Here is a 20,568-nt window from a genome sequence, read left to right on the forward strand (position 1 = left end):
GCGTGCGTGTTCGACGCCGGCGATGCGTGCCGTGCGCCTTCCGCTAAGCTGGATCCGCGGTCGACGCCGCGCTGTCGAGGGCGCGGTGCATGGCCGCCATGGGGGCGGGTGCTGTGGCGCTGTCCAGGCAGATCCGGCTCTTGCCGTCGCGCTTGGCGGCATACAGCGCACGGTCGGCACGCTTGAGCAGATCCGAGACGTCGACGTCGGGATGCATGCGCGCGACCCCGGCGCTGAACGTGAAGGCCACACCCTTGGCGCGGGTCTGGCGCACGCGTTCCAGCAGCCGCTGCAGCAGGGCATCAGTCTGCGCGTCGCTCATGCCGTCGAGCACGATGCCGAATTCCTCGCCGCCGAGCCGGCCGACCCGGCAGCCGTGCCCGAGCCGGGTCAGTTCGGCGGCCAGGGCGAGCAACACCGCATCGCCGACATCGTGGCCATGGCGGTCGTTGACCTGCTTGAAATCGTCGATGTCCAGCATCGCGAACTGCAGCGTGCCGCGGCGACCGCGCTCGGCCGCCAGCGCATGCAGTTGCGCCATCAGGGCGCGCCGGTTGGCCAGCCCGGTCAACGCATCGGTCTCGTAGATGCGCCGGTAGTCTTCCTTCAGGCGATAGGTGATCAGCATGCTGCGCGCGAAGGTGCGGTTCATGGCCAAGCCGATCAGCGACACCGCGGCGACCAGCAGCCCCAGCAGCATCGGGTCGCTGGCGGCCGCCGGTGGCAGCGCCCGACCGCTCAGCATGATCGTCCAGGTGTATACCAGCGCCAGCAGGTAGTCGCGCGTGAACGGGAACAGCAGATTGATGCCCAGGCACAGGGTGACCGTGGTCGGCAGCCACCAGAATTCGCCATGTACGCCCATCTGCCGCAGCTCGATCTGATACGCCCACGACAGCAGCAGCACGTACAGCGCGCCGCTCAGGCGCCAGTGCCAGAAGCGGCGGACCAGCAGGGTGCAGGCGGCGGTGCCGAGCAGCGCGGCCAGCAGGATCAAATTGACCAGGCCCCATGGTCGCTGCAGATACGGATTGAACAGCAGCGTCGCGACCCAGATCGACAGGGTCAGCGCTTGGATGGCGGTGGTCGACCGGCCCAGCAGGTGGCGGATGTACTCCGGGTACGTCATGTGCTGCCCAACGGCGCGTCCCGGCCGGTTCGTGATGTGCGGACGCCGACGCGCACGCGCTGGATCGATGGCAGCGTATCGGCATGCCGGCGTGGCGGCTTGAGTGGCCACAGCGTCTGCGGTTCAGCCTGTTCGTGCCGCACGCAGCGGCGGTGAAGCGGGGTGGACGTCTGCGCTGTCTGCGTCGGGCCTGATGCGCGTGCACCACGAGCGAGTGTGCTGCGGGGCGGCGGCATGCGCCGCCCCGCGGGGGCTGTTGGTGCTGTGTGCTACAGCGACGTGGCGGCCGGCAGCGCGGGATCGCGCGCGAACGCCGCGGACGTGCCGGCCGACACCGGCGTGGCGCCGTCCAGGCGAAGGCTGCCGTTGCCCGCCTGCCGGGCGGCGGACAGTGCGCGGTCGGCGCGGGCTAGCAGGTCGGACAGTTCGCCGCCGGCCGGCAACGAGGCCAAGCCGACGCTGCAGGTGAAGCTGGCGCCGTCCACGCGCAGGCCGCGGATGCGCTGTTGCAGGCGCTGCACCAGTGCGCTCGCCTTGTCCTGCGACACGCCCTCGAACAGCAGGCCGAACTCCTCGCCGCCGAGGCGGCCGACGCGGCAACGCGGGTCCAGCCGCACCAGTTCCGTCGCCAGCGCCTGCAGCACCGCATCGCCGACGTGGTGGCCGTGCTCGGTGCCGATCCGCTCGAAGTCGTCGATGTCCAGCATGGCCAACTGCACGGCATGCTGGGTGCCGACCGCTGCCTGCAGGTCGGCCATCAGCGCGCGCCGGTTGGGGATGCCGGTCAGTGCGTCGGTCGCGGCCAGGCGCCGATAGCCTTCCTTTAGCGCGTGGTTGCTGCGCATGGTGGTGACGAAGATACGGTTCAACGCGAACCCGACCATGGTCACCGCCGCCACCAGGATCTCCAGCAGCGGCAGGTCGGCGGAGGCCGGCACCAGGCTGTCGTGCCAGCCGAGCATGATCGCCCAGGTGCAGGCCAGCGCCAGCAGATAGTCGCGCGCGTGGCAGAACAGCACGCTGTAGCCCAGGCTCAGGGTCACCGCCACCGGCAGCATCCAGGGCAGGCCGGCGCCGCCCATGTGGTGCAACTGCAGCCGGAATGCGGCGTCGAACGCGATCACCGACAGGAAGGCGCTCAACCGCCATTGCCAGAAGTGCCTGGCCATGCGCATGACCGCGCCGCTGCCGAGCATGGCGGCGAACGCCAGCGCATAGCGCGCGTCCAGTGGGTGGCTCAGGTAGGGGTTGCACAGCAGCAGCGCCAGCCACACGCACAGGGTCAGGCCCTGGATCGCCAGGATCGGCGTGTCGAGGGTGCGGCGGACATGAAGGTGGTAGTTCATCTGCTCTCCCAGAGCGCCGCGGCACTCCAGCGTCTGCGGCACGGCCGGTCGGTGGTCCAGCGTGGTCCGTCGGTCGCTGGGGCGTCGTCACCGGTTAGCGGCCGCTGCAGGCAGAGCTTTAATGGATGTGTCGCGGGGTGCGTGTCGCCCGCCTGGGGGGGGGGCGACACCCGCCTGGACGCGGCCTGGCCTGGGGGTCACCCCGGTTCTGCCGCCACGCGCGGGTGGGGGCGCCCCGGCCGACCTGTTCAAGGCCGGCCGGGTGGCGTGCGCAGGCGCGGCAGCCGCGCGCGCTTACTCGAAGCGCACGCAGTGGCCGTAGCGTTCGGGCTGGATGTCGATGCCCGAGGCATCGGCCTGGTTGTTCTTGCGCCACAGATTGGGGCGGAACTCCGGGCCGGTGCAGTTGGCCGCGCTGTCCACCCCGATGGTGTAGGTGTAGGGGTTGCCGCGGAAGGTGTTGTTCTCGAAGGTGTTGTCCTGGCTCATGCTGTTGTCCCAGCAAAGGATCTGCGGCGTGCGCTGGCGGATCGAGCAGGTCAGGTAGAGCCCGGCGCCCTTGTTGTCGATGAACTGGTTGCCCGCGAACAGGTTGCGCCGCGCGTCGGCCAGGTACACGCCCTGGCTGCCGTTGCGCTCCAGGCGGTTGTCGCGGATCTCGCTGTCTTCCAGGTGCTCGGTGGTGATGCCGGCGGCGACGTTGTCGTGGATCACGTTGTCGATCAGCTTGACCTTGGCGGTGCGGTTGAACGACACCCCATCCCAGGTCGCGCCGGAGACGTCGTTGTGCGCGATCAGCAGGTCGCGGCTGTCGAACTCGCTGAGCAGGCAGGCGCTGCGGCACTTGCTCACTCGCAGGTGGGTCAGCTGGATGTTCTGGCCGTTGCGCACCACCACCAGGCTGTTGCTGAGGTACGGGCGTTCGGGCATGAACTCCTTGTCGATGGTGCCGCCGACGATCTGCAACTGCTCCACGCGCACGTCGCGGATCGGCCGGATCGGGCGCTCGTTCTGATAGTCGCCGATGACGATGGTCGGTTGCTGCACGTGGTCGCGCATGCGCAGCACGGTGCTGTCGCCCTGGCCGCGCAGGCGCAGGCCGTCGCGTTGGATCGAGATCAGCTTGCCGACCGGGAACTCGCCGGCGCTCAGGCACACCGTGGCGGGTTTGCCGTCGTTGGGGACGCGGTCGATCGCGGCCTGCAGATCGTCGCCGGGTTGGGCGCGCACGCTGCAGTCGGAGGCGGCCGCGGGCGCGTCGGCAGCCGGCGTGGCACAGGCGGAAAACGACACGGCCGCGGCGAGCGGCAGCAACAGGGCGAGCAGGGGAGGGCGCTTCATCGGTAGGCAGACTCGGCAGTGGGGGAAGGGGGAAGGCAGGCCGGCGTATGCGGTCGGACGCGGGCGCGGAGCCGATCGCGGGTCATTGTGGTGCGGACGGGCTTAATGTCAGCGTGTGCCGGGTCGGGCCGGGCAGGAACTTTGTGGCGCGGCCCTGCACCCAGTCGGCGTGGCCGGCGCCCCAGAACGGCGACAGCGGGTGGCCGCTCTGGCCGCCGGGCATGTGCACGATGCCGTCGGCCTCGTGACCCGGTGCCACCACCATGCGCTCGGAGGCGCCGAAGGCCGGGCGCTGCACCCGCGGCATGTCGTCATCGCCCGGCAGCGGCGTGTCCGGCATGCACAGCCAGCCGCGCAGCGGCGCCGGCAGGCCCTGCGCCAGCGGATGGCAGATCGCCGCACGGTTCTCCTGGCCCCAGCGGCGAGTGTCCAGCGGGCCATCGGCCTGCAGGTGCGTGCGCACCTCGGTGGCGGCGTCTTCCAGCAGCGCCTGCCAGCTGCCGTAGCGGCGCGGCAGCAGGTGCAGCGGCTGTTGCTGCAGCAGCGGCCAGGCCACGCCTTCCAGTTGCGGCAGCGCCGGGGGCGCGGGCGCGGTATCTGCGTTCGATCCTGTACGTGCCGGTGCGATCAGGCCGTCGCGGATCCGGGTCAGCACCGCCAGGCGCCAGGCGCGCACCAGGGTGTAGCTCACCGAGCCGGTGCTGGCGCGGCCCTCCCAGTGCTTGGCCGCTTGCGAGATGGCGTGCAACGCCGGCGTCGCCGAACCGGCATCGCGTTGCTGCAGCAGCGCCCACCAGCGCTGCAGGAACAGGGCGCGGTCGTCGAGCTGGATCGCCAGCAACTGCGGTTCGTTCAGCCGCGGATGCAGGCGCAGGTCGTCGCGGATCTGCTGTGCGCGTGCGCCCAGCGCGTAGCCGCCGTCGCCGAGCGGCGCCAGTTCGGCGCCGCCGACCACGCGGGCATTGGCGGTCCACAGTTGCCCGTCGGCGGGGTCGATGCGCTGCGGCGACTGGCTGGTGGACAGCGGCCATGGCGCGCAGCGCGCCTCCGCCGGCACTGTCGCGCGCACGTCGTGCATCACCGCATCGGCCGCGCAGTGCGGGCCGCGCAGCGGCAGCGGGCCGAGCACGCGCCAGCCGATGTGGCCGTCGCGGTCGGCCAGCACCAGGTTCTGCGCCGGCGTGGCGATGTGCTGCGCACGGGCGAAGGCATCGGGCAGGGTGTCGGCGCGGGCGAAGTCGGCCAGCCCCAGATTCAGCGCACCCGGCAACTGCGCGGCCCAGCGCAACGCCAGCGCGCTGCCGTCGGGTTCGTGTTGCAGGATCGGGCCATAGGCGGTGTCTTCGACCTGCAGTTCGGTGTCGGGGGCGCCCGAGACCTTGATCCGTTCGCGATGCACGGTGACCGGCGTGCAGCCGGGCTGCGCCACCGCGGCGCACGGGGTTAGCCGGTACCAGTCCGCGGTATCTGCATAGCTGTTGGTGAACCCCCAGGCAACGTGACCGTTGCTGCCGACGATCACCGCCGGCAGGCCGGGCAGCGAGAATCCGGACACGTCCACGTGGCCGCCCGGCGCCTGCGCATCGGCATAGCGCAGGCGCACGCGGAACCACAGGCTGGGCGCGCGCAGGCCCAGATGCATGTCGTTGGCGACGATGGCGCGGCCGTCGGCGGTGCGGCTGCCGGCGATCGCCCAGTTGTTGCTGCCGGGCGCGCTGGTGGCGACCGCCTCGGTCGCGGCGGCGGCCGGCGCCTGCGCCAGGCGACGCAGATCGACCTGATCGGCGGAGGGCAGCGCCGCGTCGCCGCGCACGCTGCCGTCCAGTGTCGCGTCCCAACTGCTGCCTTCGTGGCGCAGCAGGGCGTACAGCGGCGCCGGCAAGCGCTGCTGCAGGCGATACAGGGCCAGCTTGCGCTCGAGTTGCTTGCCCTGCAGGTCGAAGTACATCGCCTGGCCGGCCAGCGCCGAATCCACAGGCTGCCAGTCGCGCGGCGCGGCGAACAGCATCAGGTAAGGCCACGGCCGTACCCGCAAGGCGTGCAGGCCTTGGTTGACGCCGGCACTGTAGGCCTGCAAGGCCGCTGCGTGCGTGCCGGCGAACGCGGCCAGTTGCGCGCTGCTGCGCGCGCGCAGGCGATGCGCCCGCCGTGCCTTGTCCACCTCCAGCGCGTGCGGACCGACCAGCTCGGACAGTTCGCCTGCGGCGGCGCGGCGCAGCAGGTCCATCTCGAAGAAGCGTTCCTGCGCGTGCACGTAGCCGAGCGCGCGCATCGCATCGGCCTCGTCGGCGGCATCGATGGTGACCACGCCCAGCGCGTCGCGCTGGATGCTTGCCGGCGCGCGCAGGCCTTGCAGCGGCGCGTTGCCGTCGAGCGTGGCCAGGCTGCCGCGCAACAGCAGCCAGATGCCCAGCGCCACGGCCGCCGTCAGCAGCAGCGTCCCCAGCAGCAGGCGTTTCCATCGACCGCGCATCGTCTCTCTCCGGTGGGCAAGTCTCCGATTCTAGACACGACTGCGTGTCGTTCCCGCGTAGGCGCGGCGCGCTGTGCGCGGGGTCACGCATCGCGGATGTGCGAGTCGGGATGTGAATGATTCCGATTGGAACGCGGCGCGGCGGCATCGGGCACTATGGCGCCCTCAGTCGACCCCACGGAGCCCGCCCCATGAAGGGACACCCCGACGTTGTGCAATGCCTCAAGGAGCTGCTGCGCGGCGAACTGGCCGCGCGCGACCAGTATTTCATCCACTCGCGGCGTTACGAGGACCAGGGCCTGCTGGCGCTGTACGAACGCATCAACCACGAGATGGAAGAGGAGACCGAGCACGCCGATGCGCTGCTGCGGCGCATCCTGTTCCTGGAGGGCGACCCGGACATGCGCCCGCACGCCTTCGAACCCGGGCGCACGGTCGAGGAGATGCTGGAGAAGGACCTGAAGGTCGAGTACGAAGTGCGCGCCAATCTGGCCGCGGGCATGAAACTGTGCGAGCAGCACGGCGACTACGTCAGCCGCGACGTGCTGCTGGCGCAGCTGCGCGACACCGAGGAAGACCATGCCTGGTGGCTGGAACAGCAGCTCGGCTTGATCAAGCGCATCGGCATGGCGCTGTACCAGACGTCGAAGATCGACGGTCACGTGTCCGGCAAGGACGCCTGATCCGTCCGTGCGCCTCCCGCTTGCGGGAGGCGCCGATGCACTGAGCGGGACCCATCCCCGCCACCGCGGCCGTGCCATCGCCGGCCGCTTCTGACCCGCCGATCGTGCCGGTCGCCACAACTCTCGCTGGCCCGCACCGGCGCTGCCGACCTTCGCGGGCGATAGTGCGCATCGCGATGTCGCGGCGGTTGCTGCTGCAGCAAGGCCGCAACGACTGCCGACACGCCTTCTGCCCTTCTCGTTTCCTGACGCCGCCGATCGGGTTCGGCCGCGCGCGGCCGCGTCGCTGGACGGCGTGGCTGGCGCATTCGCTCGGTTCGCAGTGCGACGCCATGGCGATCGGGCGAGCCGATCTGTTGTCGCCGTCCTCGCCGATGGCTGTTGCAACGCCGCAAAAATCGGCCGTCGCACGCATGTCGCTGCATGCGCGAACCCTTGAAATCCAGGCGTTTGCGCGCCTCGCCACGTCCGTGGCGAACGCCGCGCGGGCAATGCTTGCAAAACGGTAGTGATCGCTATACGGTAGTTTTCACTACTTAATTGCGCGATGGCGAGGGGGCGTTCGATGCAGGCGAGTCCGGGAATCAAGCGGTACGGCGTGGTCGGTGTGGTCGTAGCGGGGTGGTTGCTGGCGCCGGCTGCGGCAGGCGCCGCACCGGCCGCGGCGCAGGGCTTGTGGCTGACCGCGGCCAAGGACGCGGTGGTGGAGTTCGCGCCCTGCGCGGATGCGGCCGCGGCCTTGTGCGGACGCATCGTCTGGGACAAGGACGCCGGCACCGCCACCGATACCTGCGGCGTGCAGATCGCACGTCTGGGGCGCGAGGACGGCGATACCTGGCGCGACGGCTGGGCCTTCGATCCGCGCAGCGGCAAGCGCTACAAGGCCACGCTGCGCGCCAGCGGCAAATCGCTGGACCTGCGCGCCTTCGTCGGTGTGGAAGTGCTCGGCGAGACAGAGCGCTTCACCCGCGTGCAGGCGCTGCCCAGCACGCCGGTCTGCGCCAAGTAGTCCACCTGCCGCGCGCGCAACGCGCCGGCGCCCTCGACGTGCGGGGCCCGCGACGGCCGCCGCGCGTCCCACCTTCCTCAGCGAACAGGGGAGATTGAGATGACCGCAGTCCGCTTCATGGCGACCCTCGTGGGCGCACTGGCCCTGCACGGCGCGTGCTGTGCCCAGGCGCAGGCCCAGCAGGCCGACGCCGATGGCATGGTCAATTACGAGTTCCAGAACCAGATCAAGCTGATGAGCGAGCAGCGTACGCGCGGCGTGTCCGACTCGCTGATGCGCCCATCGCTGAAGTGGACCACCCAGTTCGTGCACGCCAGTGGTTTCGTCGCACTGCTGGAGGTGGCCAAGGTCAGCAAGAAACAGTTCCTCGACGGCGACGGCCTGGGCATTACCGCCGCGGCCGGCTACCGCTTCGGCAATCCCGATGCCTGGCATGCGGGCGTCGGTCTGGCGACGGAGCGCTTCCCCGGCGCCAGCTTCCTGGCCCCGCACCGGATCGACCTGGAGACCGGCACGCCGGAGGACATTCGCCGCACCGACTACGACAGCAATTTCGGCGTGCTCGAACTCGGCTACGGCGCGGTCGAGGGCCGCGTGCTGTACGTGTTCTCCAAGACCTACCGCGGCGCCGATACCGGCGGCGTGTGCGCACAGATCCTGCAGTTCGCCGCCGACCCGACGACGGCGCTGCGCTGCTTCGCCCGTGGCGAGCACGACTCGCGCGGCACGCTGCTGGGCGATCTGAACTACCAGACGCCGCTGCTGCCGTCGATATTGCCGTCGACCACGCTGCGCCTGCACGCCGGCTACCAGAAGCTGCGCAACTTCAGCGAGGGCAGCTTCGCCGACTACCAGATCGGCGTCACCCACAAGCGCTGGGGCCTGGACTGGAACCTGGACTGGGTCAGCACCCGGGTCAACGCGCACGAGCTGTATTGGGTGCAGGACGGCGCGCGCATCCGCAAGACCGACGGCGACACCCTGGTGGCCTCGATCGGCTACACGTTCTGACCGATGCGCAGCGAACTGCTCGATGCCGACCGGGGCGGCGACCAGCCACTGGTGCTGGCGGTGGACCTGGGAACCTCCGGCTGCAAGTGCGCGCTGGTCACCCTGGAGGGCCAGGTGATCGCCTGGGCCTTCGAACCGGTGCCCCTGCACGTGCATGGCGTCTGCGCCGAGCAGGATCCGCGCGACTGGTGGAACGCGCTGCTGGTCACCGCCACGGCGGTGCTGCAAGGCGGCGAGGCGTTGCGCCGGCGGGTGATCGCGGTCTGCTGCTCGACCCAGGGCGAGTGCACCGTGTGCGTGGACCCCGACGGCCGCGCGCTGGGCAACGCCATGCTGTGGCTGGACATGCGCGGGCAGGCGGCGATCGCGCGGCGCCTGCGCGGGCGCTGGCTCAACGTGCGCGGCTATGCGCCGCTGAAACTGCTGCGCTGGCTGCGCCTGAGCGGCGGCGCGCCGGCCGGCAGCGGCAAGGATTGCGCCGGCCATATCGCCTACCTGCGCGACCACGAACCGCAGCGTTACCAGCGCACGCACAAGTTCCTCAACGCGCTGGACTATCTCAACCTGCGCCTGACCGGGCGCTTCTGCGCCACCGCCGATTCGGTGCTCACCACCTGGGTCACCGACAACCGCGACCCGATGCGCATCCGCTACGACGACGGCTTGCTGCGGCTGCTCGGCATCGAACGCGACAAGCTGCCGGAGCTGGTGGCCTCCACCGAGGTGCTGGGACCGCTGCTGCCGGGCGTGGCCGCGCAACTGGGCCTGTCGCCGCAGACCCGGGTGATCGCCGGCGCCATCGACAACTCGGCGGTGGCGGTGGCCGCGGCGGTCGAGGACTACGCCGCGCATCTGTATCTGGGCACCTCGTCGTGGCTGGGCGCGCACGTGCCGCGGATGAAGACCGACGTGTTCAGCAACATCGCCGCGGTGCCGTGCGCGGTGAGCGGGCGCTACCTGGCCACGGCGCTGCAGTCCACCGCCGGGGCCAACCTGTCGTTCCTGCGCGACCGCATCCTGTTCCATCCCGACGAACTGCTGCGCGACGAAGAACGCCCGGACGTGTACGAGGTGCTCAACGTCATCGCCGCGCGGGTGCCGGCCGGGGCCAACGGCCTGGTCTACATGCCGTGGCTGTTCGGCGAGCGCACCCCGGTCGAGGACCATAGCCTGCGCGCCGGGCTGGTCAACCTGTCGCTGATGCACACCCGCGAGGACATCATCCGCGCCTTCATGGAAGGCGTGGCGTTGAACACGCGCTGGATGATGGAGCCGTTCGCGCGTCTGCTCGGCCGCGATCCGGGCGTGATCGCCGCGGTCGGCGGCGGCGCGCAGTCGGACCTGTGGTGCCAGATCATCGCCGACGTCAGCGGCCAGCCGATCCGGCAACTGCACAACCCGATCCAGGCCAATGCGATCGGCGCCACCTTCATCGCCGGCGTCGGCCTGGGCCGGCTGCGCTTCGCCGACCTGCCGGCGCTGCAACGCGCGCGCAGGGTGTACGAGCCGTCGCCACGCACCCGCGCGCTGTACGACGACCGCTATGCGATGTTCCGCGAATTGCAGCGCACCCTGGCGCCGATCTACCGGCGCATGAATCCCGTTCCCGAGTGCGTGCCGGAGGTTCCCCAGCATGTTTGCCCATGAACAACGCACGCGCGTGGTCGCGCTGTGCGTGGAGTTGTCGCGGCGCGGCTACCTGGCCGGCACCGGCGGCAACGTCGCGCTGCGCCTGGATGCCGAACGTTTCGCGGTGACGCCGTCGGCCATCGATTACCTGGCGATGCGCGCCGAGGACATCTGCGTGGTGCGCCTGGCCGACCTGCGGCAACTGGATGGCGCCGCCACGCCGTCGGTGGAGACCGGCCTGCATGCGCAGGTGCTGCGCCGCCGGCCCGACGTGGCCTGCAGCATCCACACCCACCAGCCGGTGGCCAGCGCCTGCGCGCTGCTGGGGGCGGCGCTGCCGGTCGAGGATCCGGCGTTGCAGGCAACGATCGGTGCGCGTGTGCCGATGGTCGGCTACTTCCCGTCCGGCACCGGGCTGCTGGCCTGGTTGCTGGCGCGGCAACTGCGCCCGTCGAGCAACGCCTACCTGATGCGCAACCACGGCGTGCTGTGCTGCGGCCGCAGCCTGGAACAGGCGGTGGCGGCGGTCGATGCGCTGGAGCAGCTGGCGCGCGATCACCTGGCGCGCCGCATCGAACGCCGCGCGCTGCACGACGCCGGCCTGGCCGCGCCGTTGCGTGCCGTCCTCACCGCCCTGGAGGCCTGACCCCATGCACGCGCTTTCCGTTTCCGCTCCCCCGAACCCGGCACCGACGATGAGCCAGACCCCCGCCATTTCGCAATGGCCCGATGTGGACCAGTTGTACGCACGCTTCCATGCACTGGTGAACCAGCCGATGCGGCCGATCGGCGCCGCCGGCATGGCCAAGGTGATGCGCTATTTCGACGAGCGCTGCCAGGGCTCCAAGCGCCTGGGCGAGGCAGCCAAGCAGGTGATCCCCGGCGGCGTGCAGCACAACCTGGCGTTCAACCATCCGTTCCCGCTGGCCATGCACAGCGCCGAGGGCGCGTACCTGACCGACGTGGACGGCAACCGCTACATCGACTTCCTGCAGGCCGGTGGCCCGACCCTGCTCGGATCCAATCCGCCGGAACTGCGCGAGCACGTGCAGGCGGTACTGGATCAGTGCGGTCCGGTGACCGGTCTGCTGCACGCGTACGAGGTCAAGCTGGCCGAACTGGTCTGCGCCAGCATGCCGGCGGTGGAGATGCTGCGCCTGCTCGGCTCCGGCACCGAGGCGGTGATGGGCGCGGTGCGCCTGGCCCGCACCCACACCCGCAAGAAATGGATCATCAAGATCGGCGGCGCCTACCACGGCTGGAGCGACCAGTTGGTGTACGGCATGCGCCTGCCGGGCACCGGGCGCATGGAGGCGATCGGCATCCCGCGCGGCGCCACCGCCTACACCCAGGAATGCCATCCCAACGATCTGGAGGCATTGCGGCGCAAGCTGCAGTTCAATCGCCTGCGCGGCGGCACCGCGGCGGTGCTGCTGGAACCGCTGGGGCCGGAAAGCGGCACGCGGCCGGTGCACCACGACTACAACCGGCAGGTGCGCAAGTTGTGCGACGAGTTCGGCGCGCTGCTGATCTTCGACGAAGTGGTCACCGGCTTCCGGCTCGGGCCGGGCGGTGCGCAGGGCTACTTCGGGGTCCTGCCGGACATCACCGTGCTCGGCAAGTGCCTGGCCGGCGGCTATCCGATGGCCGGCGCGATCGGTGGCCGCCGCGAGGTGATGATGAGCCTGGTCGGCGGCATCGGCACGACGGCGCGGCGCGCCTTCGTCGGCGGCACGCTGTCGGCCAATCCGCTGTCCTGCGTGGCCGGCTACCACGCCTTGCTGGAAGCGCAGCGCAGCGATGCCGCCGGCCAGGCCGGCCGCGCCGGCGATCGCCTGCGGCAGGGCCTGGAGGCGATCATCCGCCGTCTCGGCCTGCCGTACGTGGTCTACAACATGGGCTCGATCGTGCACCTGCAGACCTCCGGCGTGCTGCTGCTGGACACCGGCAACCTGTACAAGCTGTGGCGCGTGCGCAACGAGGCCAAGGAGCGCAAGCACATGATGGAGGAGATGGGCGCGGCGTATTCGGCGCACGGGCTGATCACCCTGGCCGGCAGCCGCATCTACACCAGCCGCGCCGATACCGATGCGGTGGTCGACGAGGCGCTGAACCGCTTCGACGACGTGTTCAAGCTGGTGTAGCGCATGCCCACCGTCCCGCAGATCGAAGCGCTCTGGCTGCACACCCGCGAGCGGCTCGTGGCCAAGCGCCTGCTCGGCGACGACGCGGCAGCGCTGGCGCTGCGCTGTCCGGGCAGCACGGCGATGTGCTGTGGCGCGCTCGAGGCGGAGCGGCCGCAGTGGCTGGACTGGCGCGACCCAGCGCTGCCGGCCGCGGCGCTGGTGCACGCGCAGGTGTACGCGCGGCGTCCGGATGTCGGCGCCAGCGCTTGGTCGGCCGGTGCGTTCGGCCACCTTCTGGCCAATGTCGGCGGCGTGTTGCCGCAGGTGTTCGACGAACAGGCGCGGCACATCGGGCCGATGCCGGCGCCGTTTCCTGCGCTCGACGCGTTGGCGACGGCCGCGCCGGGCAGCGGCAGCGTCCTGCTGTTCGGCGCCCGCCCGCTGTGTCTTGGCATCACCGCGCAGCGGCTGGCATTGAACGTGGAGTTGTTCGAGAAATGCGCCAAGGCCTATGTGCTTGCCGCGGCCACCGGCGGGCAGGTGCGGGCGCTGCCCTGGTGGGTGCGGCGCATCGCCAACGGGCGGCTGCGCAAGGACCAGGTGCGTGCCGCCGCGGCCTTTGCCGCGGGCGAACTGCCGGCCGAAAGCAAAGGCTACTGAGGGTCCATCGCGATGACCGCCACGCCATCCCCGTCTTCCGTCGCATCAACCGGCGTCCAAGCGACACGTCCGCTCGCCGCGGCCTTGTCGATCGGCGCCATCGCGCTGCTGATCCTCGGCGTGCAGCCGATCGTGCTCGGCGCACTGGTCGAGCAGCACCTGATCACGCTGCCCGGCGTGGGCGTGGTGGCGATGGGCGAGATCATCGCGCTGGGGATCGGCGTGGCACTGGGCGATGCGCTGCTGCCGGTGTCCTGGCAGCGTGCCACGGCGGTCGTGGCGGCGTTGCTGGCCGCGGCGCTGAACCTGGCCACGGTGCAGGCGCAGGGCGATGCGGCGTTCGTCGCGCTGCGTGCGGCCGCCGGCCTGGCCGAGGGCCTATTGGTCTGGGTGGCAACGGTCAGCATCGTGCGCGCGGCCACCCCGGACCGGGTCACCGCGGTGTTCATGGTGCTGCAGGCGCTGGCGCAGATCGCGCTGGCGGCGGCGCTGGCGCTGTGGGTGTTGCCGGCGGCCGGCTGGCAGGGCGGTTTCGTCGCCATGGCCGCGACCTGCCTGCTGGTGCTGCCGCTGGCGGCGGCACTGTCGGTGCCGGCAAGCCTGGCTCCCGCCGCCGATGCACAGTGCGCGGCGACCGCCACCGCCAGGCTGCGCTGGTCGCCGGCGACGCTGGCGCCATTGCTGGTGGCGTTCCTGCAGATGTCGGGGATCGGCGCGCTGTGGGCGTACCTGGAGCCGCTGGCGTTGCGCGCGGGGCTGGACGCGCACGCGGCGCAACTGCAGACCTCGTGGGTGCTGGGCATGCAGATCGTCGGTGGCCTGGCGGCGATCTACTGGGTGCGGCGACTGTCGGTGACGGCGACCCTGACCCTGGGCAGCGTGGCGCTGTGTGTGGTGGCCGCGGCGATGTACCGGGTTCCCGGCAATGCGGCGCTGGGCTTTGCCGCGGTGTGCGTGGCGTTCGGCTTCGCCTGGATGTTCCTGATGCCGTTCCATGTCGGCCTGGCGCTGCGCGCCGATGCGCAGGGGCGGGTGGCGGTGCTGGTGCCGGCCGCGCAGTTGATCGGGTCGGCCTGCGGGCCGTTGCTGGCGTCGCTGCTGCTGCACGCCGACGATCCGGCGCCGGTGCCGCTGGTCGGCCTGGGCTTTGCGCTGGCTGCGGCGCTGCTGGCGTTGTGGATCGGCCGACGGCAGCGCCGTCCGGCCGTCGTGGAGGCGGGCTCGCATGCGAGCTGATGGTGGTGGCCGTGCGAGCGCGCTGGCCGCTGTGGTGACGCGCTTCCGTCGGCCGCGCATGGCGCAGGGCAGGGGACTGCCAGGCACCGGGCATCGGCCGACGTCCGCCAAGCAGGAGAGCGGCGATGGCGCCTGAGCCCGTGCTGGACACCCCACCGGAGACGGTCGCGGCGCTGTTCGCCGCGCAGCAGGCCACTGCGCTGGCCTGGCGCGGCTCCTCGGCGAACACGCGGCGCGCGCATCTGCGTGCGCTGCGCGATGCCTTGCTGGCGCGACGGCAGGCGCTGATCGCCGCCTTCGCCGCCGATTTCGCCAAGCCTGCACTGGAAGTGGAATTGACCGAGCTGCTGCCGGTGGTCGACGAGATCGCCACCGCCATCGCGCAGCTGCCGCGCTGGATGCGTCCGCGCAAGGTCTCGCCCACCTTGCTGGCCCTGGGGACGCGCGCGCGCATCGCGTTCCAGCCCAAGGGCCGCTGCCTGATCATCGGGCCCTGGAACTACCCGGTGGCCACCGTGCTGGGGCCGTTGGTGTCGGCACTGGCCGCCGGCAACACGGCGCTGATCAAGCCCTCCGAATTCACCCCGCAGGTCAACGCGGTGCTACAGGCGGTGCTGGACGAGGCATTCGCACCGGAAGAAGTGGCCCTGGTGCAGGGCGGCGCGGCGACCGCGCAGGCCTTGCTGGCCTGTCCGTTCGACCATGTGTTCTTCACCGGTTCGGCGTCGGTCGGCCGGGAGGTAATGGCCGCGGCGGCGCGGCAGCTGACGCCGGTGACGCTGGAGCTGGGCGGCAAGTCGCCGGTGATCGTCGACCGCAGCGCCGACCTGCGTCTTGCCGCCGAGGTGATCGTCTGGGCCAAGCTGGTCAATGCCGGACAGACCTGCATCGCGCCGGATACCTTGTTCGTGCATCGCGACGTCAGCGCGCGCCTGCTCGCACACTGCCGCGCCCTGCTGGCGCAGCGCTACGGTGCCGACGCGCAGGCGGTCGCCGCCAGCCCGCACCTGGCGCGCATGATCCACCCGGCGCATGCCGCGCGGGTGGCCGCGCTGATCGACGAAGCGCGCGCCGGCGGCGCGCAGTTGCTGGCCGGTGGCGAGCACGACGCGGAGCGCTGCTACGTGGCGCCGACGCTGCTGGCGCAGGTGCCGGCGCAGGCGCGGATCGCGCAGGAAGAGATCTTCGGTCCGGTACTGCCGCTGATCGAGTTCGCGCGCCTCGACGAGGTGCTCGACCGGCTTGACGTCGCGCCCAAGCCGCTGGCGCTGTACCTGTGGAGCCGCGATCGTGCCGGCATCGCCCAGGTGCTGGCGCGCACCAGTTCCGGCAGCGCGGTGGTCAACCACTGCCTGCAGCAGTTCGTGCACAGCGGTTTGCCGTTCGGCGGGGTGGGCGCCTCGGGGTTCGGCAGCGCGCACGGCGTGCACGGCTTCCGCACCTTCTCGCACGAACGCGCGCTGCTGCGCGGCGGCCGACTGCCGATCGTCAAGGCGTTCTTTCCTCCGTACACCACGTTGCAGCGGTGCTTGGTGGCCGGCCTCAACGGTTGGCTGGCAAGGCGCTGAGCGACGTTGCCGGTGTGCCAGCGGCGGGCGCGGTAAGATGCGATGTCGGCGCGTGCCGCGACGTCGCTGCGCAGCCCGCGCACCCATTGCCGCGGCGATGCGTGCCGTCAGGCTGGTGACGTGCCGCCACCGCGGCGCCTGCTGCTTTACCACCATCGAGATCCCATGCCCGCCGACACGCCGCGTCCCTCCGCACCGCACCGCCCGCGCCTGACCGGGAACAAGGTGCCGGCCCAGCATCGCGCCACCGAGACCTACGAACAGATCCTCTCGGTCACCGCGCAACTGCTCGGCGACGTCGGCGTGGAGCGGCTGTCCACCAACCTGGTGTGCGCGCGTGCCGGGCTGACGCCGCCGGCGCTGTACCGCTATTTCCCCAACAAGTACGCGCTGCTGTCGGAACTGGGCCGGCGGCTGATGGAGCGGCAGAACCAGCTCGTCCCGAAGTGGATCACCCTGCAGGCGATGAGCGGCACGCGCGAGGAATTGCAGCGCGCGCTGGCCGGGTTGGTGCTGGATACCTACCGCGTCACCAAGGCGACAGAGGGCGGCGTCTGGGTGCTGCGCGCGTTGCGCGCGGTGCCGGCGCTGCAGCAGGTGCGCCTGGAGTCGCATGCGCAGGTGACCAAGGGCCAGGTGCGCTTCCTCAGCGAGGCCTTCCCCGACGCCGACCCGCGCCAGTTGCGCCTGGTCAGCCGCATCGTGGTCGACCTGATCTATGCGACCGTGGAGTTGCTGTTCGACACCCGCCTGAGCGCGCGCGCGGTGGCCGATACGGTGGCGGCGATGATCGCCAGCCATATCGAGCAGTTGCGCGATGCGGCGACAGTGGGCTAGGCGACTTGGATTTGGTCGCTCGGGTGGCCGCGTTGTGGGAGGGGCTTCAGCCCCGACGCGCTGCAGGTGATGCGCGTCGGGGCTGAAGCCCCTCGCACAAAAGCCTCGTGACGTGCAGGTATTGGGGACGCTTGGCTTCGCACGCGATGCGCGTGCAGCCCGTGGTCGCTGTTGCGCTTCAACCGCGACGCTTCAGCGGTAAGGCATCGCGGCAGAAGCCGCTCCTAAGAGAAGCGGGATGCCGCGCCGTATGCAAAGGCTGCACCGGCGCGAAACTCCCATCCCGAATCCCGAATCCCGAATCCCGAATCCCGCGCTTGGCGCCAAGCGCTTACTCTACCGCCAGATCGTCGACCTTCTGCCACCCGCGCGGCAGCAGTCCGCCGCGGCTGGCGCGGGCGCCGAGGTAGGCGTCCAGATCCTTGAACGACAGCGACATGGTGCGCTGGCCGCTCTTCACCAGCAGCGTGTTGCCCGGCGCCACCGCGGCGATCGCCACCACCCGTTCGGTGCTGAGCTTGGCCTTGGGGATGTCGATGATCTTGTTGCCCTTGCCCTTGTCCAGCTCGGGCAGGTCGGCGACCGGGAACGCCAGCAGGTGGCCGGCGCTGGTGACCGCGACGATGCGGTCGCTGCCGGCGCCGCTCACCGGCGCGGGCGGCAGCACCTTGGCGTTCGGGGTCAGGTTGAGCATGGCCTTGCCGGCCTTGTTGCGGCTGGTCAGGTTCTCGAAGCGGGTGACGAAGCCGTAGCCGTGCGAGGACGCCAGCACCAGGCGGCTATCGTTCTCGCCGCTGGCGATGGCCTGGAACGAGGCACCGGCCGCAGGCGAGAAGCGTCCGGTCAGCGGCTCGCCGTTGCCGCGCGCCGAGGGCAGGGTGTGGACCAGGGTCGAATAGGCACGGCCTTCCGAATCCAGGAACGCCACCTGCTGCGTGCTGCGCCCGCGTACCGCCGCCAGCAGGCCGTCGCCATCGCGGTAGGACAGCGCCGCCGGATCCACGTCGTGGCCCTTGGCCGCGCGGATCCAGCCCTTCTCCGACATCACCACGGTCATCGGCTCGCTCGGCACCAGCTCGGTCTCGTCGATGGCCTGGGCCGCGCCGCGCTGCACCAGCGGCGAACGCCGCGCATCGCCGAACTTCTTGGCGTCGGCCGTCAGTTCGTCCTTGATCAGCTTCTTCAGCTTGGTCTTGCTGGCCAGCACCGCCTGCAGCTGCTCGCGTTCCTTGGCCAGCGCGTCCTGCTCGCCGCGGATCTTCATCTCCTCCAGCCGCGCCAGCTGGCGCAGGCGCGTCTCCAGGATGTAGTCGGCCTGTTCCTCGCTGAGCTCGAAGCGCGCGATCAGCGCCGGCTTCGGCTCGTCCTCGGTGCGGATGATGCGGATCACCTCATCCAGGTTGAGGAACGCGGTCAGCAGGCCTTCCAACAGGTGCAGGCGGCGCTCGACCTTCTCCAAGCGATGGTTGAGGCGGCGCACCACGGTGTCGCTGCGGAAGCGCAGCCATTCCTCCAGCAGGGTCTTGAGGTTCTTGACCTGCGGGCGGCCGTCCAGGCCGATCACGTTGAGGTTGACCCGGTAGCTGCGCTCCAGGTCGGTGGTGGCGAACAGGTGGCCCATCAACTGCTCGGCGTCGACCCGGTTGGAACGCGGCACCAGCACCACCCGCACCGGATTGGCGTGGTCGGACTCGTCGCGGATGTCTTCCAGCCAGGGCAGCTTCTTGGCGCGCATCTGCTGCGCGATCTGCTCGATCACCTTGGACGGCGACACCTGGTACGGCAGCGCCGTGACCACGATGTTGGCGTTTTCCTTCTGGTAGGTGGCGCGGGCGCGCACGCTGCCATGGCCGGTCTCGTAAATGGTGCGCAGGTCGGCGGCCGGGGTGATGATCTCGGCGGTGGTCGGGTAGTCCGGGCCGCGCACGTGCTCGCACAGGTCGGCGACGCTGGCGTCGGGGTCGTCGAGCAGGCGGATCAGCGCACTGACGATCTCGTTGAGGTTGTGCGGCGGTACGTCGGTGGCCATGCCCACGGCGATGCCGGTGGTGCCGTTGAGCAGCAGGTGCGGCAGCCGCGCCGGCATCCAGGTCGGCTCGTCCAGGGTGCCGTCGAAGTTCGGCGACCAGTCCACCGTGCCTTGGCCCAGTTCGCCCAGCAGCACTTCGGCGATCGGGGTCAGCTTGGACTCGGTGTAGCGCATCGCCGCGAACGACTTCGGGTCGTCGGTGGAGCCGAAGTTGCCCTGGCCTTCGATCAGCGGGTAGCGGTAGGAGAACGGCTGCGCCATCAGCACCAGCGCTTCGTAGCAGGCGCTGTCGCCGTGCGGGTGGTATTTGCCGATCACGTCGCCGACGGTGCGCGCGGACTTCTTCGGCTTGGCCGTCGCGTTCAGGCCCAGCTCGCTCATCGCATAGATGATGCGCCGCTGCACCGGCTTGAGCCCGTCGCCGAGGAAGGGCAGGGCGCGGTCCAGCACCACGTACATGGAGTAGTCGAGGTAGGCGCGTTCGGCGTATTCGCGCAGCGGCAGCTGTTCGAAGCCATGGAAGGCGGGGCGGGCGAGATCGGTCATGCGCAGGAAATACCTATAGGGGAACGCGGCGCCAGGCGCCGCAGGTCAGCCGGTCGATTATCCGGATGCTGCCGGCGATGCCAAGCCGCGCGTGCCGCCGGCGCTGGCCAGGTAACGGGCCGGAGGATGGCCGAAGCGGCCGCGAAAGGCGGTGACGAAGGCGCTGGGGCTGCTGTAGCCCAGCCGGAAGGCGGTGTCGGCGACGCTGGCGCCGTCGCTGAGCCGGCGCAGCGCCTCGGCCAGCCGCGCCTGCTGGCGCCAGCCGGCGAAGCCGAAGCCGGTCTCGTCGCGGAAGTGGCGGCTCAGGCTGCGCGCCGACAGCCCGGCCCAGTGCGCCCATTGCGCTAGCGAGCGGTCGTCGGCGGGGGTTTCCAGCAACTGGGTGGCGATGCGCAGCAGCCGGCGGTCGCGCGGCATCGGCAGGTGCAGATGCTCGACCGGGGCGTTGCGCACCTCGTCCAGCAGCACCGCGCACAGGCGCTGCTGCTCGGCCGCCAGCACCGGCGGCACCCCCCACTGGCTCATCCGCCGCAGCACCTCCCGGAACAGGCCGTTCATGCCGATCACGCAGGTCCGCGGCGGCAGGTCGGCGCAGACGTCGGGGCGGATCAGCACCAGGTAGCTGCGCACCCGCCCGGACACCTGCACCGTGTGCAGTTCCTGCGGCGGCATCCAGCCGGCACAGCCCGGCGGCAGCGACCACTGGCCGTGCGCGGTGCGGGTGCTCAGCACGCCGTCCTCCACATAGATCAATTGCCCGCGCACGTGGCGGTGCCAGTCCACCTCGCGCCGTAGCGACACCGGCGAATGCGCGATGAAGGCCAGCGCGGGCGGGCCATCGGCGCGCTCGAACCACTCCATGGCGCGCGGGTCCAGCGCGCTGTCGGAGCCGATGCTGGCCGGAGCGTCGGCCGGCTGGGTTGGCGCGATTTCGATATCCATTGT

17 protein-coding genes are annotated in these 20,568 nt (G+C 70.7%); 11 read left to right on the forward strand and 6 right to left on the reverse strand.

Features of this window, described 5'->3' with window-relative positions:
- Positions 1-43: 43 nt before the first annotated feature.
- The 4 genes from CEK68_RS04020 to CEK68_RS04035 all read right to left on the reverse strand — a co-directional run bounded on the left by CEK68_RS04020 (position 44) and on the right by CEK68_RS04035 (position 6,289).
- Positions 44-1,129 carry a GGDEF domain-containing protein gene (locus tag CEK68_RS04020; RefSeq protein ID WP_152238606.1) on the reverse strand — a complete coding sequence of 362 codons (1,086 nt, stop codon included), beginning with the start codon at positions 1,127-1,129 and terminating at the stop codon, positions 44-46.
- A 269-nt stretch (positions 1,130-1,398) separates the two neighbouring features.
- Complete coding sequence (locus CEK68_RS04025) at positions 1,399-2,475, reverse strand: GGDEF domain-containing protein (RefSeq protein WP_152238607.1); 1,077 nt, start codon at positions 2,473-2,475, stop codon at positions 1,399-1,401.
- A 294-nt stretch (positions 2,476-2,769) separates the two neighbouring features.
- Positions 2,770-3,816: a right-handed parallel beta-helix repeat-containing protein gene (locus CEK68_RS04030; protein ID WP_150408984.1), complete on the reverse strand. Its 1,047-nt coding sequence runs from the start codon at positions 3,814-3,816 to the stop codon at positions 2,770-2,772.
- A gap of 82 nt (positions 3,817-3,898) precedes the next feature.
- Entirely contained in the window at positions 3,899-6,289 is a 2,391-nt protein-coding gene (locus CEK68_RS04035) for a penicillin acylase family protein (RefSeq protein WP_152238608.1), read from the reverse strand.
- Positions 6,290-6,480: 191 nt separating this feature from the next.
- Here CEK68_RS04035 and bfr point away from each other — a divergent pair, with 191 nt between their 5' ends.
- The 11 genes from bfr to CEK68_RS04090 all read left to right on the forward strand — a co-directional run bounded on the left by bfr (position 6,481) and on the right by CEK68_RS04090 (position 17,048).
- Complete coding sequence (gene bfr / locus CEK68_RS04040; protein WP_026143459.1) at positions 6,481-6,972, forward strand: bacterioferritin; 492 nt, start codon at positions 6,481-6,483, stop codon at positions 6,970-6,972.
- 164 nt (positions 6,973-7,136) lie between these two features.
- Positions 7,137-7,481 (forward strand): hypothetical protein, encoded by a 345-nt coding sequence (locus tag CEK68_RS04045; protein WP_152238609.1) that lies wholly within the window; start codon positions 7,137-7,139, stop codon positions 7,479-7,481.
- A 56-nt stretch (positions 7,482-7,537) separates the two neighbouring features.
- Positions 7,538-7,981, forward strand: a complete 444-nt coding sequence (locus CEK68_RS04050; protein ID WP_193314100.1) for a DUF2147 domain-containing protein — start codon at positions 7,538-7,540, stop codon at positions 7,979-7,981.
- 117 nt (positions 7,982-8,098) lie between these two features.
- Entirely contained in the window at positions 8,099-8,992 is an 894-nt protein-coding gene (locus tag CEK68_RS04055) for a TorF family putative porin (RefSeq protein WP_152238644.1), read from the forward strand.
- A 3-nt stretch (positions 8,993-8,995) separates the two neighbouring features.
- Positions 8,996-10,639 (forward strand): FGGY-family carbohydrate kinase, encoded by a 1,644-nt coding sequence (locus CEK68_RS04060; protein ID WP_152238610.1) that lies wholly within the window; start codon positions 8,996-8,998, stop codon positions 10,637-10,639.
- Positions 10,626-11,267, forward strand: coding sequence for a class II aldolase/adducin family protein (locus CEK68_RS04065; protein ID WP_152238611.1), 642 nt, complete (start codon positions 10,626-10,628; stop codon positions 11,265-11,267). Before CEK68_RS04060 ends, CEK68_RS04065 begins: the two co-directional genes overlap by 14 nt.
- A gap of 49 nt (positions 11,268-11,316) precedes the next feature.
- Positions 11,317-12,765: an aminotransferase class III-fold pyridoxal phosphate-dependent enzyme gene (locus CEK68_RS04070; protein WP_043092458.1), complete on the forward strand. Its 1,449-nt coding sequence runs from the start codon at positions 11,317-11,319 to the stop codon at positions 12,763-12,765.
- Positions 12,766-12,768: 3 nt separating this feature from the next.
- Entirely contained in the window at positions 12,769-13,407 is a 639-nt protein-coding gene (locus tag CEK68_RS04075; protein ID WP_152238612.1) for a hypothetical protein, read from the forward strand.
- Between the two features lie 84 nt (positions 13,408-13,491).
- On the forward strand, positions 13,492-14,643 hold the full coding sequence (locus CEK68_RS04080) for an MFS transporter (RefSeq protein ID WP_152238613.1): 1,152 nt from the start codon (positions 13,492-13,494) through the stop codon (positions 14,641-14,643).
- A gap of 125 nt (positions 14,644-14,768) precedes the next feature.
- Complete coding sequence (locus CEK68_RS04085) at positions 14,769-16,211, forward strand: aldehyde dehydrogenase family protein (protein ID WP_193314101.1); 1,443 nt, start codon at positions 14,769-14,771, stop codon at positions 16,209-16,211.
- A gap of 165 nt (positions 16,212-16,376) precedes the next feature.
- Positions 16,377-17,048: a TetR/AcrR family transcriptional regulator gene (locus CEK68_RS04090; protein WP_152237643.1), complete on the forward strand. Its 672-nt coding sequence runs from the start codon at positions 16,377-16,379 to the stop codon at positions 17,046-17,048.
- A 331-nt stretch (positions 17,049-17,379) separates the two neighbouring features.
- On the opposite strand, the gene parC is transcribed toward CEK68_RS04090, so the two are convergent.
- The gene (parC, locus tag CEK68_RS04095; protein WP_152238614.1) at positions 17,380-19,623 is read right to left on the reverse strand and encodes a DNA topoisomerase IV subunit A; all 2,244 of its coding nucleotides are present in this window, start codon (positions 19,621-19,623) and stop codon (positions 17,380-17,382) included.
- A 57-nt stretch (positions 19,624-19,680) separates the two neighbouring features.
- Complete coding sequence (locus CEK68_RS04100; protein ID WP_191091457.1) at positions 19,681-20,484, reverse strand: helix-turn-helix transcriptional regulator; 804 nt, start codon at positions 20,482-20,484, stop codon at positions 19,681-19,683.
- Positions 20,485-20,568 lie beyond the last annotated feature (84 nt).

The sequence above is a fragment of the Xanthomonas sp. LMG 12461 genome, from assembly GCF_009192935.1.
Classification (GTDB): Bacteria; Pseudomonadota; Gammaproteobacteria; order Xanthomonadales; family Xanthomonadaceae; genus Xanthomonas_A; species Xanthomonas_A sontii.

Excerpts from the sequence above, each read along its gene's own strand:
- CEK68_RS04020 (WP_152238606.1), bottom strand. The coding sequence starts at position 1,129 with ATGACGTACCCGGAGTACATCCGCCACCTGCTGGGCCGGTCGACCACC.
- CEK68_RS04025 (WP_152238607.1), bottom strand. The coding sequence starts at position 2,475 with ATGAACTACCACCTTCATGTCCGCCGCACCCTCGACACGCCGATCCTG.
- CEK68_RS04030 (WP_150408984.1), bottom strand. The coding sequence starts at position 3,816 with ATGAAGCGCCCTCCCCTGCTCGCCCTGTTGCTGCCGCTCGCCGCGGCC.
- CEK68_RS04035 (WP_152238608.1), bottom strand. The coding sequence starts at position 6,289 with ATGCGCGGTCGATGGAAACGCCTGCTGCTGGGGACGCTGCTGCTGACG.
- bfr (WP_026143459.1), top strand. The coding sequence starts at position 6,481 with ATGAAGGGACACCCCGACGTTGTGCAATGCCTCAAGGAGCTGCTGCGC.
- CEK68_RS04050 (WP_193314100.1), top strand. The coding sequence starts at position 7,538 with ATGCAGGCGAGTCCGGGAATCAAGCGGTACGGCGTGGTCGGTGTGGTC.
- CEK68_RS04055 (WP_152238644.1), top strand. The coding sequence starts at position 8,099 with ATGGCGACCCTCGTGGGCGCACTGGCCCTGCACGGCGCGTGCTGTGCC.
- CEK68_RS04060 (WP_152238610.1), top strand. The coding sequence starts at position 8,996 with ATGCGCAGCGAACTGCTCGATGCCGACCGGGGCGGCGACCAGCCACTG.
- CEK68_RS04065 (WP_152238611.1), top strand. The coding sequence starts at position 10,626 with ATGTTTGCCCATGAACAACGCACGCGCGTGGTCGCGCTGTGCGTGGAG.
- CEK68_RS04070 (WP_043092458.1), top strand. The coding sequence starts at position 11,317 with ATGAGCCAGACCCCCGCCATTTCGCAATGGCCCGATGTGGACCAGTTG.
- CEK68_RS04075 (WP_152238612.1), top strand. The coding sequence starts at position 12,769 with ATGCCCACCGTCCCGCAGATCGAAGCGCTCTGGCTGCACACCCGCGAG.
- CEK68_RS04085 (WP_193314101.1), top strand. The coding sequence starts at position 14,769 with ATGGCGCCTGAGCCCGTGCTGGACACCCCACCGGAGACGGTCGCGGCG.
- CEK68_RS04090 (WP_152237643.1), top strand. The coding sequence starts at position 16,377 with ATGCCCGCCGACACGCCGCGTCCCTCCGCACCGCACCGCCCGCGCCTG.
- parC (WP_152238614.1), bottom strand. The coding sequence starts at position 19,623 with ATGACCGATCTCGCCCGCCCCGCCTTCCATGGCTTCGAACAGCTGCCG.
- CEK68_RS04100 (WP_191091457.1), bottom strand. The coding sequence starts at position 20,484 with ATGGAGTGGTTCGAGCGCGCCGATGGCCCGCCCGCGCTGGCCTTCATC.